General features: G+C 67.3%; 12 protein-coding genes. 5 read left to right on the plus strand and 7 right to left on the minus strand.

The genetic code is table 11. The features are described from left to right. Nucleotides 1–221 precede the first annotated feature (221 nt). Nucleotides 222–2,186 (minus strand): hypothetical protein, encoded by a 1,965-nt coding sequence (locus ACQPZQ_RS02380; protein WP_433291541.1) that lies wholly within the window; start codon nt 2,184–2,186, stop codon nt 222–224. A 545-nt stretch (nt 2,187–2,731) separates the two neighbouring features. Here ACQPZQ_RS02380 and ACQPZQ_RS02385 point away from each other — a divergent pair. The 3 genes from ACQPZQ_RS02385 (at nt 2,732) to ACQPZQ_RS02395 (ending at nt 5,446) form a co-directional block, all read left to right on the plus strand. Then, entirely contained in the window at nt 2,732–3,226 is a 495-nt protein-coding gene (locus tag ACQPZQ_RS02385) for a hypothetical protein (protein ID WP_433291543.1), read from the plus strand. 67 nt (nt 3,227–3,293) lie between these two features. Next, entirely contained in the window at nt 3,294–4,847 is a 1,554-nt protein-coding gene (locus tag ACQPZQ_RS02390; RefSeq protein WP_433291545.1) for a DNA cytosine methyltransferase, read from the plus strand. Nucleotides 4,848–4,993: 146 nt separating this feature from the next. Further along, on the plus strand, nt 4,994–5,446 hold the full coding sequence (locus ACQPZQ_RS02395; protein WP_433291547.1) for a DUF488 domain-containing protein: 453 nt from the start codon (nt 4,994–4,996) through the stop codon (nt 5,444–5,446). A gap of 5 nt (nt 5,447–5,451) precedes the next feature. Here ACQPZQ_RS02395 and ACQPZQ_RS02400 read toward each other — a convergent pair whose 3' ends face one another. The 3 genes from ACQPZQ_RS02400 to ACQPZQ_RS02410 form a co-directional block, all read right to left on the minus strand. Further along, nucleotides 5,452–6,552 carry a hypothetical protein gene (locus ACQPZQ_RS02400; protein ID WP_433291549.1) on the minus strand — a complete coding sequence of 367 codons (1,101 nt, stop codon included), beginning with the start codon at nt 6,550–6,552 and terminating at the stop codon, nt 5,452–5,454. 323 nt (nt 6,553–6,875) lie between these two features. Further along, on the minus strand, nt 6,876–7,718 hold the full coding sequence (locus ACQPZQ_RS02405; RefSeq protein WP_433291551.1) for a hypothetical protein: 843 nt from the start codon (nt 7,716–7,718) through the stop codon (nt 6,876–6,878). Nucleotides 7,719–8,164: 446 nt separating this feature from the next. Then, nucleotides 8,165–8,422, minus strand: coding sequence for a hypothetical protein (locus tag ACQPZQ_RS02410; protein ID WP_433291554.1), 258 nt, complete (start codon nt 8,420–8,422; stop codon nt 8,165–8,167). Nucleotides 8,423–8,887: 465 nt separating this feature from the next. Between ACQPZQ_RS02410 and ACQPZQ_RS02415 the strand changes: the two genes are divergently transcribed. Then, nucleotides 8,888–9,031 carry a hypothetical protein gene (locus ACQPZQ_RS02415; protein WP_433291557.1) on the plus strand — a complete coding sequence of 48 codons (144 nt, stop codon included), beginning with the start codon at nt 8,888–8,890 and terminating at the stop codon, nt 9,029–9,031. Between the two features lie 101 nt (nt 9,032–9,132). Here ACQPZQ_RS02415 and ACQPZQ_RS02420 read toward each other — a convergent pair whose 3' ends face one another. Beyond that, nucleotides 9,133–9,279 (minus strand): hypothetical protein, encoded by a 147-nt coding sequence (locus tag ACQPZQ_RS02420; protein WP_433291559.1) that lies wholly within the window; start codon nt 9,277–9,279, stop codon nt 9,133–9,135. Between the two features lie 769 nt (nt 9,280–10,048). Here ACQPZQ_RS02420 and ACQPZQ_RS02425 point away from each other — a divergent pair. Continuing rightward, nucleotides 10,049–10,975: a hypothetical protein gene (locus ACQPZQ_RS02425; protein ID WP_433291562.1), complete on the plus strand. Its 927-nt coding sequence runs from the start codon at nt 10,049–10,051 to the stop codon at nt 10,973–10,975. Nucleotides 10,976–11,025: 50 nt separating this feature from the next. Here ACQPZQ_RS02425 and ACQPZQ_RS02430 read toward each other — a convergent pair whose 3' ends face one another. Together ACQPZQ_RS02430 and ACQPZQ_RS02435 are read right to left on the minus strand one after the other, a co-directional pair. Then, nucleotides 11,026–11,451 (minus strand): hypothetical protein, encoded by a 426-nt coding sequence (locus tag ACQPZQ_RS02430; protein WP_433291564.1) that lies wholly within the window; start codon nt 11,449–11,451, stop codon nt 11,026–11,028. Nucleotides 11,452–11,453: 2 nt separating this feature from the next. Beyond that, on the minus strand, nt 11,454–11,900 hold the full coding sequence (locus tag ACQPZQ_RS02435; protein WP_433291566.1) for a Panacea domain-containing protein: 447 nt from the start codon (nt 11,898–11,900) through the stop codon (nt 11,454–11,456). Nucleotides 11,901–12,328: the final 428 nt, after the last annotated feature.

A 12,328-nucleotide genomic window follows, 5' to 3' on the forward strand; every position in this document is an offset into this window, starting at 1 on the left:
GCGACAAATCCGGAGAATCCGGGCTCCGCCCGGACCTGGTCGTCCTGGCGGGGGGAGCAGCCCACCCCGAAGTCCCGATCAATGCGCCGGGTCCTTAGGCAACACCGGGCGGGCTGTCGACGGCTCTGGAACCTTGACCCCCTACGGAACCCTGGGTTCGAGGGCGGATTCAACGTTGCAGAGTCGTCGACAGTCGGTCCTCTCAAGCAGGTCGATCGTGGTTAACCATCCGTCGTGGGCCTTGAGTGGGCGAGACGGAGGCCAGGCCGCAGCGCCGTGCTGGTGGCGAGGTCGGCCCGGGCCCACCGCTGGATATCGGGCCATCTCAGCCGCAGCGGCTTGCGGGTGGTCACGAGGGCGTCCCAGAGTTCGGAGACTGGTGGTTCCTGTTCGGCGGACAGCTTTTCCCTGAAGTCCAACAGTCTGACGTTGTCGTGCTCGTCGGGCAGGGCACAGCGGACCAGCGCTCTGTAAGTGGTGGACGGTGTGCCGCCGGGGTAGCCGTACGCGAAGGCCTGGCGGTGGCCCTGGGGCTCGGGGACGGGCACCGGGTCGACTCGCATTCTGCCGTCCTCTGTGGGAGTGAGCGCCAGCAGCGCGGTGGCTTGGTGCACGTGGTCGGCAGCGATCACCGTGTGCTCGTTCCAGGTGCTGACTGCGTCGAGGTCTACTGGCCACTCTGCTTCGAAGATGCGCCGATCCTCGTCTTCCTCGGTGGGTACGACGACATAGTGGCCGTGGCGGTCCTGGTAGATCGCTGCGATCGTTTGCGGGTCGAGGTCCTGCTCGCTGCGCAGGAGGTCGACAAGACGCCGTCGGCGCAACGCGGCGGCGATGTCCGCGACGGGGGTCAGCGTGGATTTCCATTCCTCGATCACCGATCCCTGCCATGGCGCGGAGAACGGCACGGTGGTGTGGTTCAGTACCGCGGCGAGCTCGTTCCCCAACACATCGGTGCTGCGCCTGACGGCTCCCTGTTGTCTGAGGTGGTGATTCAGCTGCAGCGTTAGCAACTTGATCGCCTCGGTGTAGACATCGGCCTGCGGATCGTCGACGGTGAGATCTGCGACGGCGTCGCGCAGGGCTGTCAGCTCGGCGGCGACCTGCTCGGGGTTCTCGGCCAGCGTGGCCACGGTGAGTCGGGTCTCCAAGCCCAACGGAACCTGCGGTTTTGCGGGTCGCGCCATCAGTTGCCACCCGGGGGCTGAGTCAGGCAGGGCGGCGTGGGCGGCACGGATCTGCTCGAGCCGCTGTCGGGCGTCCACGGCAAGCACTGCCCAGGCCCCGGGGTAATCCCCTGCCAGGTCGATTTTCAGGGCATTCTCGACGCGGTTCTGGACGCCCGGCCAGCCAGTTGTCTTATCCGGCACGGTCACGGTGCCGGCGTAGGCGAGGCTTCGGGTCACGGTCGCCTCGCTGAGCGTCCCGTTGATCCACAACGGGAGTGGAGCTCCCAACGGTCGAGCGACCTCAGACATCGACAGGCTGGTCACCCACTCTGCCCGCGGAGACTTAGCAGCCTGGCGGGTATCTGGGTTCCCAGGGTCATCGCGGGCGTCCTCGGTCAGGCTGGCAAACCAGCGTCGGATGCCGTCGAACGGTGATCCGGCCGCCCGGGTGGCCGGGGCCCTGGTCGAGCGCTCCGGCACGGTTTTGGGCTCGGTGGTCAGTCGATAGATATAGACGGTCGGGTCACGTTCGGCGTGCTCCCGCACCAGCTCCGCCAGCTCCTCGGGAAACGGCATGATCACGATTGCGTCGCTCCACCATCGCGGCTCGATCAGGCTCGCCGCTCGGTGTGCCACCCCGTCCGGGTGGTGCCACTCCCCGATCGGCATCAGGTAGATCACGTGTCCATGCGGGGTGTCCCAGACCACCGCGTAGTACTTGACCTGTTCGTTCCCGTAGCCGGGGAGCTCGACCACGCCGCGGACCAGCTCTACCGGCGTGGTCTCGGCATCCTTGGTCTGGAACAGCCATAGTGCATCGTCGTTCACAATGCGACCGGTGCCGGCGCACCAGGCATCGATGGTCGCGCTCCACCACAGCGGTCGGCCACCGGCGTCGTGGCGATCCGGTGGCGGGAGCTTCGCGGGGAATAGCCCGCGCGCACGGCTCTCGGAGATTCCGGCCCGATGCGCCAGCTGCGCCAAGGTGTGCAAATGACCGCCCCACGGTCCCGCCATGTCGTTTCCCTTCGCTCGGGCGAGCGGATCCGCTCGCCCGATCACCGTACACGACGCGAGCGGATCCGCTCGTCCTGGGGAGCGAATCTCGGAGTGGCGTGTTGCGTCCCGCTGGGGGCGGCGGTGAATACCCCGCTGATCAGGAATCGCGGCTTTGCCGGAACCCCTACCCGCGAACGGCGGCGTGGGCGCTCCGATGGCCGGAGGCTCGCTTGCTGCTCGATGCGGTCGCACGCGGGTCAGAGGGCCCGCCCTGGTCGGCCGCGCTCCCGTGAAGGAGGCGCTCACGGCCGCGCGGGCCGAGAAACTGCCGATGGACCGCCTCCGGCGGGGGCCGGTCGGCCCCTGAGCTTCGCACGGCCTCACTCAACGTCAAGGGTCGCTGCGCGATCGCCTGCGGCGACGGCCTGCGGCCGCCCTTGACGTCGAGCCTCCACGGCCGTGCTGGCCGCTCTTACGGCGGCGGGGGACAGCACCCCGCCACCCCAAGGGGGACGGGGCCGACCGGCCCTTCCCGCACTGATGCCGCCGACGAGGGAGCACCCGTGGATGATCTCAGGCCGGACCGCACCGCCATCACGACCGTGACCGCATTGGGGAGCTTGCTGGGGCACCACGGCGGGGACTACCTCGTGCAACCGGACTGGTGCGCACGCCACAAGCAGCAGCGCACGAGGACGGGCCGAACCGCGCTGGCCGTGCACGCGGCGACCTACGCGCTCACCCAGGCGGTCACCAAATCAGTGTTCTACCAGGTCGCTGGGGCGCGGGTGCCGGTGATCGCGCAGCTGGCCGGTGCCGTGGCTGAGGGCGTGCTTCACGCGGTGATCGACGACGGAAGCCTGCTCGCCCGTTTCGCGGACATGACCGGAAAACGCGGGTTCCACGACCGGGCTGCCGGTGGGGTGAACGGGCGGATGCTGCTGGACCAGGCCGCGCATCACCAGCTGCAGATCCCGGCCGGGACCGCGGTGACCGTTGCGGTCACCCTTGCCGTGACGGCTCGCCGTGCGCGCAACAACCGGCGTGGCGTCCGATGAGCACACCGATCGAGGTCACCGGGCTGGTGCTGCTGCGTCGGCACGGTCTGGCGGCCGGGGGTGTGCGGTGATCACGGTGGCGGACCTGTTCTGCGGCGCCGGCGGTTCCGCGCTGGGCGCTGCGATGGTGCCCGGGGTGCAGCTGCGCTACGCGGCCAATCATTGGCGCACCGCGGTCGAGACTCACGCGCAGAACTTCCCTGAGGTGGACCACGACGTCGCGGACATCTCGCAGGTCGACCCGCGCCGCACGCCCCGCACGGACATCCTGTGGGCCAGTCCGGAGTGCACGAACCACTCGGTGGCCAAGGGCCGTAAGCGGCAGTCGGCGCAGCCGGACCTGTTCGGGGAGACCTTGCCCGACGAGGCCGCCGAGCGGTCGCGGGCGACGATGTGGGACGTTCCGCGGTTCGCCGAGCATCACCGCTACCGGGCCGTGATCGTGGAGAACGTGGTGGATGCGGCCCGGTGGGTGATGTGGCCGGCTTGGCTGCAGGCCATGAGGTTGCTGGGCTACCGGCACCGGGTGGTCTATCTCAACAGCATGCACGCGCCGGCGATCGCCGCACCCCGCGCGCCGCAGTCGAGGGACCGGCTGTACGTGGTGTTCTGGTGCGAGAACCAGCGCACCCCGGACCTTGACGTCCGGCCAGCCGCGTGGTGCGAGCAGTGCCGCGTCGAGGTGTCGGCGATCCAGGCGTGGAAGCGACCGGACCGGGAGCGCTGGGGTCGCTACCGCGCTCAGTACCTCTACCGCTGTCCCCGTGTGGAGTGCCGGCACAGTGTGGTTGAGCCCTACGCCGATCCGGCGGCGGCGGCGATCGATTGGAGCTTGGCTGGCCAGCGGATCGGGGACCGGGACAGGCCGCTGTCGGCGAAGACCATGGACCGGATCCGGGCCGGGTTGGTCAGGTACGCGCGACCGTTGACGTTCGAGGCCCGCGGCAACACCTTTGTGCGCACCGGCCTGGACGGACTTCCGGTCTATGCGCGGGCGTGGCCGGTCGACCAGCCCACGGCGACGCTGACCACGACGGAGACGCGGGCGTTGGTGGTGCCGGTGGAGGGCCGTGACGGCAAGACCGCGAGCCCGGTGGCGGTGCCGCTGCGGACGCAGTCGACTCGTGCCGAAACAGCGCTGGTCGTGCCGTACTACGGGACCGGGGTCGCGCATCCGGTCGACGAGCCGCTGCACACCGTGTCGACTCGGGACCGGTTCGGGGTGGCGTTCATCGCGGAGTTGCGCGGCGGCGGCTCCGACCATCGCCCTGTCACCGAACCCCTGGCGACGGTGACGGCGTCTGGGAACCACCACATGCTCGTCCGCCACAACTCGAGCAAGGGCGACGGCGGGGAGATGTGCACCCCGGCCAGCGAGCCCGCCCGCACGTTCACCACAGCGGGACACCAGTCGCTGGTCGGCTGGCAGCGTGAGGTCCCCGTGGTGGAGGACTGCACCTTCCGGATGCTCGAGCCGGCCGAGATCCAGGCGGCGATGGCCTTCCGACGCGACTACAGGGTCCGCGGCACCCGCCGCGAGCAGGTGCGCCAGCTCGGCAACGCCGTCACTCCACCCGCCGCGGAGTGGCTGATCCGGGCCGTCGTCACCAGTCTTACCTGATCCCAGTCCTGACCTGCTCGATATCGGGGTAATAACGATCGCCTGCCGACCCACATGAGGTGCGGCAGGCGATCGTTGAGCAGGTGAGCACTTCGTGACGCACCCATACTCGGAGTTATTTGAATTTGAGAAGGAAGTGTGTGAAAATGGCAGGCGTGGATGTAGTGGGCGTGGGATATCAAGGCCTCAGTGTGGCGCAGATCTGCGAAAACCTCACCGCTGACGGTGTAGCACTTGTCTGCGATGTTCGCCTGACACCGCTGTCGCGCAAGCCAGGCCTCAGCAAGACCGCGCTGTCGTCGAACCTGCGTGCTGTAGGTGTGGGCTACCGCCATTTTCCGGCGCTTGGCAACCCAAAATGGAACAGGGGTGGGTTCGGTGGGTCGGTCGCAGAGCTAAAGACTGCTCGCGAGACGTTCCTGACCACCGTGCTCTCGACGGGTGGGGCAAGGTCTGCCGTCGACGAGATCCGAGATCTGGCGAGAAGTGCCAGGGTAGCTCTGTTGTGCTTCGAGAGTGACGAGTCCCGTTGTCATCGGAGCCTGATCCTCGCGGACCTTCTCTGCGCAGACGAGCGGCTCTCGGTCGGCGCGGTGTAGCTGCTTTACCGCTCCGGGTAGTACACGCCGAGGACGCTGAACACGTGCGCGCGTTTGGCCTGGTTTCCGACGTAGAACGCAGGTAGTCGCTTGTGTGCGCACATCATGTCGAAGAACTGCTCACGCAGCCGGACTATGGCAGCCTCATCGTCGAGGTGTCGCAGATGGTGCCGTTGGAAAGCGACGAATTCCCAGTCGAGCAGTCCCTGTTCATGGCCTTTGCACGCTTCGGCGTGGCACAGATAGTGATAACGCGCCTGGAAGCGGGGCGCCTCCAGTGGTGTGCGGTCGCGCTCCTGAAACAGCTGCTCCTGTGTAATGTACTGATCAATCTTCCTGCGTTGATCCGAGGTCCATCCGGGGTGGCGCTCTACCTTGAGTCCGATGACTTTTCGGGGCCGCACGAGCGCGAGGGACTTCGCAGCGGCGGAGTGTTTGCAGTTCTGGTAGAGGCTGCACATGGAGCCCTCGATGAACGGGTCGAGCCATGGCTTTCGGGCTTTCCAGTTTTCAAGGCGATCGGTCACCCGTAGCGTGTTCATTCGTGGCCGCCAGCTCTCGTGCCGCAGGTCCTGGCGGGCTGGTACCGCGTCGACCTCGACGATGTCGTATTTTTTGAACGACTCGTCCACGCCGAGCTCGCGGAAGTTGATCGGGTACAAGCGGACCCAGCCTGGGCTGTCCGGAGCCGCGTTGAAGCCGGCCACGCACACAGTCTCGCCGTAACGCTCCGACGGGTTCGGGGCCGCCTTGACCGTGATCAGCACCCGGAGCCGCCGCGGCCGGTCGTCGCCCGGCTTCGCCGCCGGAGCATCATCGGCGGACCCGAACATCGACAACTGCTCCATTACCGTCGCTCCCCCCGGCAGTACGACAAGCAGCAGCGCGATGACCTCCCGTTCGCTCGTCTCCTGAGCGCGCGAGCGCGGACGAACGAGCGTGACCGCGTGTACCGCTCCGCGTTGACAACTGGAGCGGTTGACCTTGTGATCACGAACCGTAGCGTCATGATCACAAATTGGACGCCCTCCTTCCAGGGGAAGTTTGGTCTTCAACGGCCCCTGATGGCGTCCCGGGTCAGTGGACGGGCAGTGCGACTGGCTCACTTTCGTTCCGCGCACCACCTGTCGACGCGATCACGCGCCTTACAGCCGCCTCTACGGCTGGCGTATGTGCGAGTGTGGTGGGCACGCCGCGGCCTACTGCCGACCGGACGCCGGAGGGTGTGGGGAGACGGATCAGAGCCGCCCTTACACCTTCCGATCTTCCTTGACGCGCAGCCGGAGCGGCGGAAGCTTCGGGACGAGCGGCGCCTGCCCGGTCCGGGAGACTGAGCCAGCCAGCACTGATGCGGGGGCCCTCCTCACGGCCCCACCCGTCGACCGAGCCTTGTGAACCTTGGCGCTTGCCGAGCTTGCGCTACCTGCAGTCACATGGACTCCTGCGTCGGGTTGAGGCTGGCCGGGAAGTAGTGCTTGCGCTTGACCCACTTGAAGCCCTCGTGTTTGGTCAGCGCAGCGATTTCGATGGGGCCTCCGACAGTCGCATCGCCGGGAGTGAACCGAACGAACCTGATCGTGGTCTCTACCAGGAAGTCTGCCAGATCGATGACCTCCCCGATAGGCATGCCGGTGAACACGATCGGCCGAGAGACCTCAGCAGCTATCGCCTCCGCGTACTGGCCAGCCTCGCTCGGGGCGACTCCAAGGTTCACCAGCGCCTGCGGCAAGTCCGTGCTGACCCCCCGGATCAGGCGAGTGAACGCTTCCGGTTGCCCGAACGTGGCAACCCCAGCCTCACCGCCTGGCAACACCTCGATCGGGCCGGCACAGCCCGAGGCGTCAACAGAGATCGTGAACCACTCCGCCTGCGACGAGTCGGCCGAGTAACCCGCAATCATGAGGCCGAGTGGACCGCTCGGCTGTGGCGCTGGCCGATCATCGTAGAGGAAGCTCCGAACCCGATCCGCTACCTCCCGAATGGTGTACGAGTCGGGATCGAGCGCCCAGTCTTTGCACGCCGCATCCTGACCGGTCAACCGTAGTCGCAGGTCCTTCATGAGAGTCCCGATTGAAACGCCATCGATGCTGGCCTGGCCCCAAGTCATCGCTCCAACCGGGAGGCCCTTCCGAAGGTTGAAGACCTTGTTCGCGCTGTTCCAGATGTTGATCGTGTCGGGATGGCCGGCGGGTGTCACCCACTGCTGAGTCGTTGCGCTGTCGCTCGCGAGCACCAACGAATCTCCGACGTTGATCGCCACTGCAATGGTCATCTAGGGAGTGCTCCAGGGGGAGAACGGAGGGGCGAACAGCCTGTCGTCAGGAGATCCCCACCTGTTACGAGGACGGCGCGCCGGGCACCCATCGATGCAGGTGCTACCCGGACCTTGAGCAGCCGCTCCGACCCACCGTCGAGCCAGCGATCGTTTGCGGCGACCATGCGGATCAACAGCGGGACCCGGCGGCGGGGGTCGCCAGCTGCTCCCACCGCTGCCCAAACCGACATGTCTCGTTGACCGAAGGCGTGGCGGTGGGCTCCCCCGCCTCGTCTTCGAGCGCGGCCGCGTTCAGGGGGCCGTTCGGCTCTCTTAACCGCGACGGTGTCGCCTGGTCCCGTGTGTGGGAGCAGACGCGAGCCCGCGACTCGGGTGAGCTGCCCGCGGGCGGTGCGCTCATCATCGCCGCGATCCTCGGCATGGGGATGGGGCGAGGCTGAAGGTCACCGCGGATCGAGCTCCTGCCGCAACGCGTCGGCCAATCCACGAATGGCGCGGCGCACCCCGACGGGAACGGGTCTGCCGTTGCCGAGCTCAACCGCGGTTGCCTGCAACACGCCGGCCAGCTGGAGCGCGACGGAGCGGGAGCTGATCCCGGACCAGTCGTCGAGGAGTTCCGCGATTGTGTGGAGCGCCCGCGCTTCGGCGGCCTCACGATCGCCCACCGGCCGGATCCGGTCGTACCTGCTGTCGGCGCCCATGGCGCACCCCCGCGCTCGTCGAGATGGATCTAGGGCCGCGGGGGAAGCGCGGCAACACAGGAGTCTACGAGCCTGACCGGCCACCCGCGGGTGGAGTCACCCGGCGACAAGCACAACCGCGCCGGCGGAGGCGCCGCCCGATACGGATCCGTCACCAACACCCCGTCGACCTCAACCCAAAGGGGGCAGCACCAACCACGCCGTGGAGACGCCTGTCAACCAGCGCCAGAGGATCAAACGACGCGCCGAGACACGCGGGGCGGGTGTCGGTCACCGGAACCGGGCGATTCCGGCGCTAGCGTTCTCTTCGGCACAGAGAAGACGGGGACGGGGTCCCCTGGCCGGGGGACCCCGTCGCTTGCCCGTTCGCTCCTCGCCGCTCCTCGTCCAGAACAACCGAAGGGCCGAACAGCCGTGATGTTCCCCGAGTCAACACCGAACTTCAACAACCGCCGCGGCGTTTCCATGTTGACAACCCTGTTGGTCAACCCGGCGTTCTACTGCGAACGGTGGTACCCCTGGATCCGCCAGGCCCTCACCGTCGTCCTCATCGTCATCGTGTACGTCATCTGGAGGCTCGTCCCCGCGAGCCCGCTCCCGGCTAGCTGACCCGAGGCAACGAAATCCCAGAGAGCCTCTGTCTGCGTCCACCTGACGCGGGCGGGGGCTCTCCCTTGTCGCCCCGGCACCAGCTGGCTGGGCCGCTTCGATCAAAGCTTCCCGAGGAGCTCGATGGCGCGGTCATAACGTGCCTCGATCAGCTTCAACGACTGCTCCAGCGTGAGCCGCCGCTCAGGGTCAGGGTGCTCAAGGTCGATCACAGGCTCAGGCTGCGCCAGCTCCCCCTCGTCCGACATGCACCCCATCCCGCACACCAACCTCAGCGTCCACCAGCCGCCGACCAAGCCGCGTCCCCGACCTCAACCAGACAATTACGTAACCACTTTCTTCGACCTAGCCCTTCTTTTCCCTCAACACGCCACCACACGCTCCCTTCTTTTCCTATCCGCACGGACCCCCTCCGCAGCCCCACAACACTTCCACGAGTCGTGCTTCACCACCGATGGGCTACACCGCGCAGCGCGTTGTTAAGTGAATTCATGACCGATTGGGTGACCACCGCCCAGGTCGCTTCGAAGGTTCACCGCCACCCCGTCACGATTCGGCTGGCCGCAGAGGACGGCTCGCTACACGGCCACCAGCGGCGCCGCCGCGGCCGCTGGTACTTCTCCCCAGCCGCGCTCGAGGCATGGGTAATGGATCTCGGCGAGCGGGCTCGGTCGGAAGCGTCCGGGTGCGTTCACCTGCAGCACCAGCCACGCAGGCCGAGGTGACCAGCTGGATGACCACCGCCCAGACAGCCGCACGAGCCGACCGCCACCCCGAGACAATCCTCGTGGCCGCAGCAGCAGGGAAGCTCCACGGTCGCCAGCCGAGCCGTAGTGGGTCACGGACGATAAGCTGGCCGAGGCTGACCCAATGTTCGGGCCACGGGTACGTAGATTCGCGTTCCCTTCGGTCCAACCTGACACCAGGCCAGGAGATCTCACTGCGGAGAGCCCGCGGCAGGTCAGCGCTCTGTGACCGGCTTACCGTCCCCAGGTGCTCCGCCCTCCCGTTCAGCCGATGGTCGCGAGACCAGCGCCGGAACTGCCCGCCGCAGGGCCGTGGGCGTTCGAGCCGAAGTTCGACGGGTTCCGGGCCATCGCCACCGCCGACCGGCGGCGCGTGCGACTCCACTCCCGCCAGCACCGGCCCCTGACTCGCTACTTCCCCGAGATCGTCGACGCGATCGCCGACCAGTTCGCCGGCCACGTCGTGCTCGACGGCGAACTCGTCATCTGCCGGGCCGGTCGGCTGGACTTCATGGCCCTGCAGCGCCGCCTCACCGCCGGACGGCGCGCTGCCCCCGAAGCACCCGCCACGTTTGTCGTGTTCGACGTGCTCGCCGCAGGAGGTACTGACCTACGCAGCCACCCGTACCGGATCCGCCGGGCCCTGCTCCTGCAACTCCTCGACGACGCAGCACCGCCGCTCGCGGTCGTCCCCATGACCACCGACGGCGACGCCGCCCAGGTATGGCTCACAGGGCACCTCGACGCCGGAATCGAGGGCGTCGTCGCGAAACGCCTCGACCACAGCTACCTACCGGCCCGGCGGGCCTGGCGGAAGATCAAGACCAGAATCAGCGCAGAGGCCGTAGTTGGCGGCGTGCTGGGGTCGGTCGCCACCCCGGTGTCTCTGGTCCTCGGCCGCTACGACAAGACCGGACTTCTGCGGGTGGTCGGGCGCACCGGGCCACTCCCACGCGACACCAGACCGGCCCTGGGTGCCCTCCTGCGCCCTGCCGGGCAGCAACATCCGTGGCCCGCGGTTCTGCCGCCGGCGAGGTTCGGAGACGCCGCTCCCGTCGAATACACGCGGGTGGAACCGAGCCTCGTTGTGGAGCTCGCCGTCGACGCAGCAGTGGACGTGGTGCGGGGTCGGCCTGTGTGGCGGCATCCAGCCACATTCCGGCGGGTGCGACACGATCTACGAGTCGACGACCTGTAGCCAAGCGCCGTGCACGCGAGTCACCGATGGTCGCGCCAAGGATGCGGAACTCAGCTGCCGTGGTCATAGAGCGTGTTGAAGGTCCGCTCGATCCACAGGATGTGGAGGACATCCAGTGCCCGGATGCCGGCCATGGGGAGCTTGCCGTCGTAGCGGAGCACCAGGAACCGGTCAGCGTCTTGGAACGCCTCCGGGATCGACGGCTTGATCCGCCCGGCCGGGATGAACTCGGACCCCAGGCCGTGCTTCGGCGCGGTCGTGATCTCGCTCCAGTTCATCCGGGCACGCTTGAACAGCGCCTCCGCGAACGATGCTTTGCCCGCCGCGTCGAGTTCCGCGATGTCGAACCCCGGTTGAAGGTGTCGAAGGCAGAACTTCGGGGTTTGGAGGTCATAGTTGACCAGCAGTGGCGGCGCCGCGAGGAGACCCGCATGCTTACGCTCCGGCTGCTTCCCGCTGGCCTTGCTCTTCCCCAACGTCAGGCGACGCTGGCGAAGTGCTGCTCGAGGTCGGTGAGCGGAATCTCCAGGTTGTAGCCGTCATCGTGGAAGTTCCGCTGCCACGGTGACTCGTCGTGGGTCATGTTCCGGAGCTTCCATGCCCCGTAGCCGCCGTAGGTGTCCCACACCTGGATCAGGAACTGAGTGGTCGTCTCGTCGACGTCGCCCCAGTCGAACGTCTCATCATCGGGGATGTCAGCTGACCCGTACTGCTTGTAGACGTGGTAGACGGCGGGGACGACGGGGCCGTGCGACCAGGCTCTGATCGTGTCGCTGAAGAGGGGTGCGCCAGTCTTGGCGACGTGGTGGCCCTGGGCGTAGTAAAGGAGCTTCTGCAACTTCAGGTTCGACAGGTCCGCTTCCTCAGCGTTGGCCCAGGCAACGAACCATTTTGCGATCGTGCTAGCGGTGTACTTGGCGCTCATGGTTCCCCCTCCCCGCGAACGGCGGGCACAACCGTAGTTGTGCACAGCCCTGCCCACATAATCGCTCCTGCGCACGCCACGTTGCGGTCACTCAGCGACGTCACCCGTTAGGCGCAACGGGCGTCGCCGACCGCTTGCGTCACGAGGCACACCACGTGCCTCTGACCAGCCCTGATCATCAGGAGCGCGCGGCCGGAAGGACGACAACAAGGAGCGCTAGAAGAACCAAAGACACCCGGGCTCCGCCCGGACCCGGCCATCACTCCGGACAGGCCCGAGGATCTCGAACGTTGCGATGGGGTGGGCGGGTCCGGGGGTCGCTGGTCTGTCCGCCACTCAGACGCCACGAGGGATGCCCCACCGCCGCCAGGGCCGCAAGGCGAAGAGCGTGCCTTGCACCCCCGACACCGGCGCGGCCTGGCTACGCC

It is taken from the genome of Pseudonocardia sp. CA-142604 (assembly GCF_050948475.1).
Classification (GTDB): Bacteria; Actinomycetota; Actinomycetes; order Mycobacteriales; family Pseudonocardiaceae; genus Pseudonocardia; species Pseudonocardia alaniniphila.

Coding starts and splice junctions, on each gene's coding strand:
- ACQPZQ_RS02420 (WP_433291559.1), bottom strand. CDS start 9,279: ATGTCGGACGAGGGGGAGCTGGCGCAGCCTGAGCCTGTGATCGACCTT.
- ACQPZQ_RS02435 (WP_433291566.1), bottom strand. CDS start 11,900: ATGAGCGCCAAGTACACCGCTAGCACGATCGCAAAATGGTTCGTTGCC.
- ACQPZQ_RS02425 (WP_433291562.1), top strand. CDS start 10,049: ATGGTCGCGAGACCAGCGCCGGAACTGCCCGCCGCAGGGCCGTGGGCG.
- ACQPZQ_RS02380 (WP_433291541.1), bottom strand. CDS start 2,186: ATGGCGGGACCGTGGGGCGGTCATTTGCACACCTTGGCGCAGCTGGCG.
- ACQPZQ_RS02415 (WP_433291557.1), top strand. CDS start 8,888: ATGTTGACAACCCTGTTGGTCAACCCGGCGTTCTACTGCGAACGGTGG.
- ACQPZQ_RS02395 (WP_433291547.1), top strand. CDS start 4,994: ATGGCAGGCGTGGATGTAGTGGGCGTGGGATATCAAGGCCTCAGTGTG.
- ACQPZQ_RS02410 (WP_433291554.1), bottom strand. CDS start 8,422: ATGGGCGCCGACAGCAGGTACGACCGGATCCGGCCGGTGGGCGATCGT.
- ACQPZQ_RS02405 (WP_433291551.1), bottom strand. CDS start 7,718: ATGACCATTGCAGTGGCGATCAACGTCGGAGATTCGTTGGTGCTCGCG.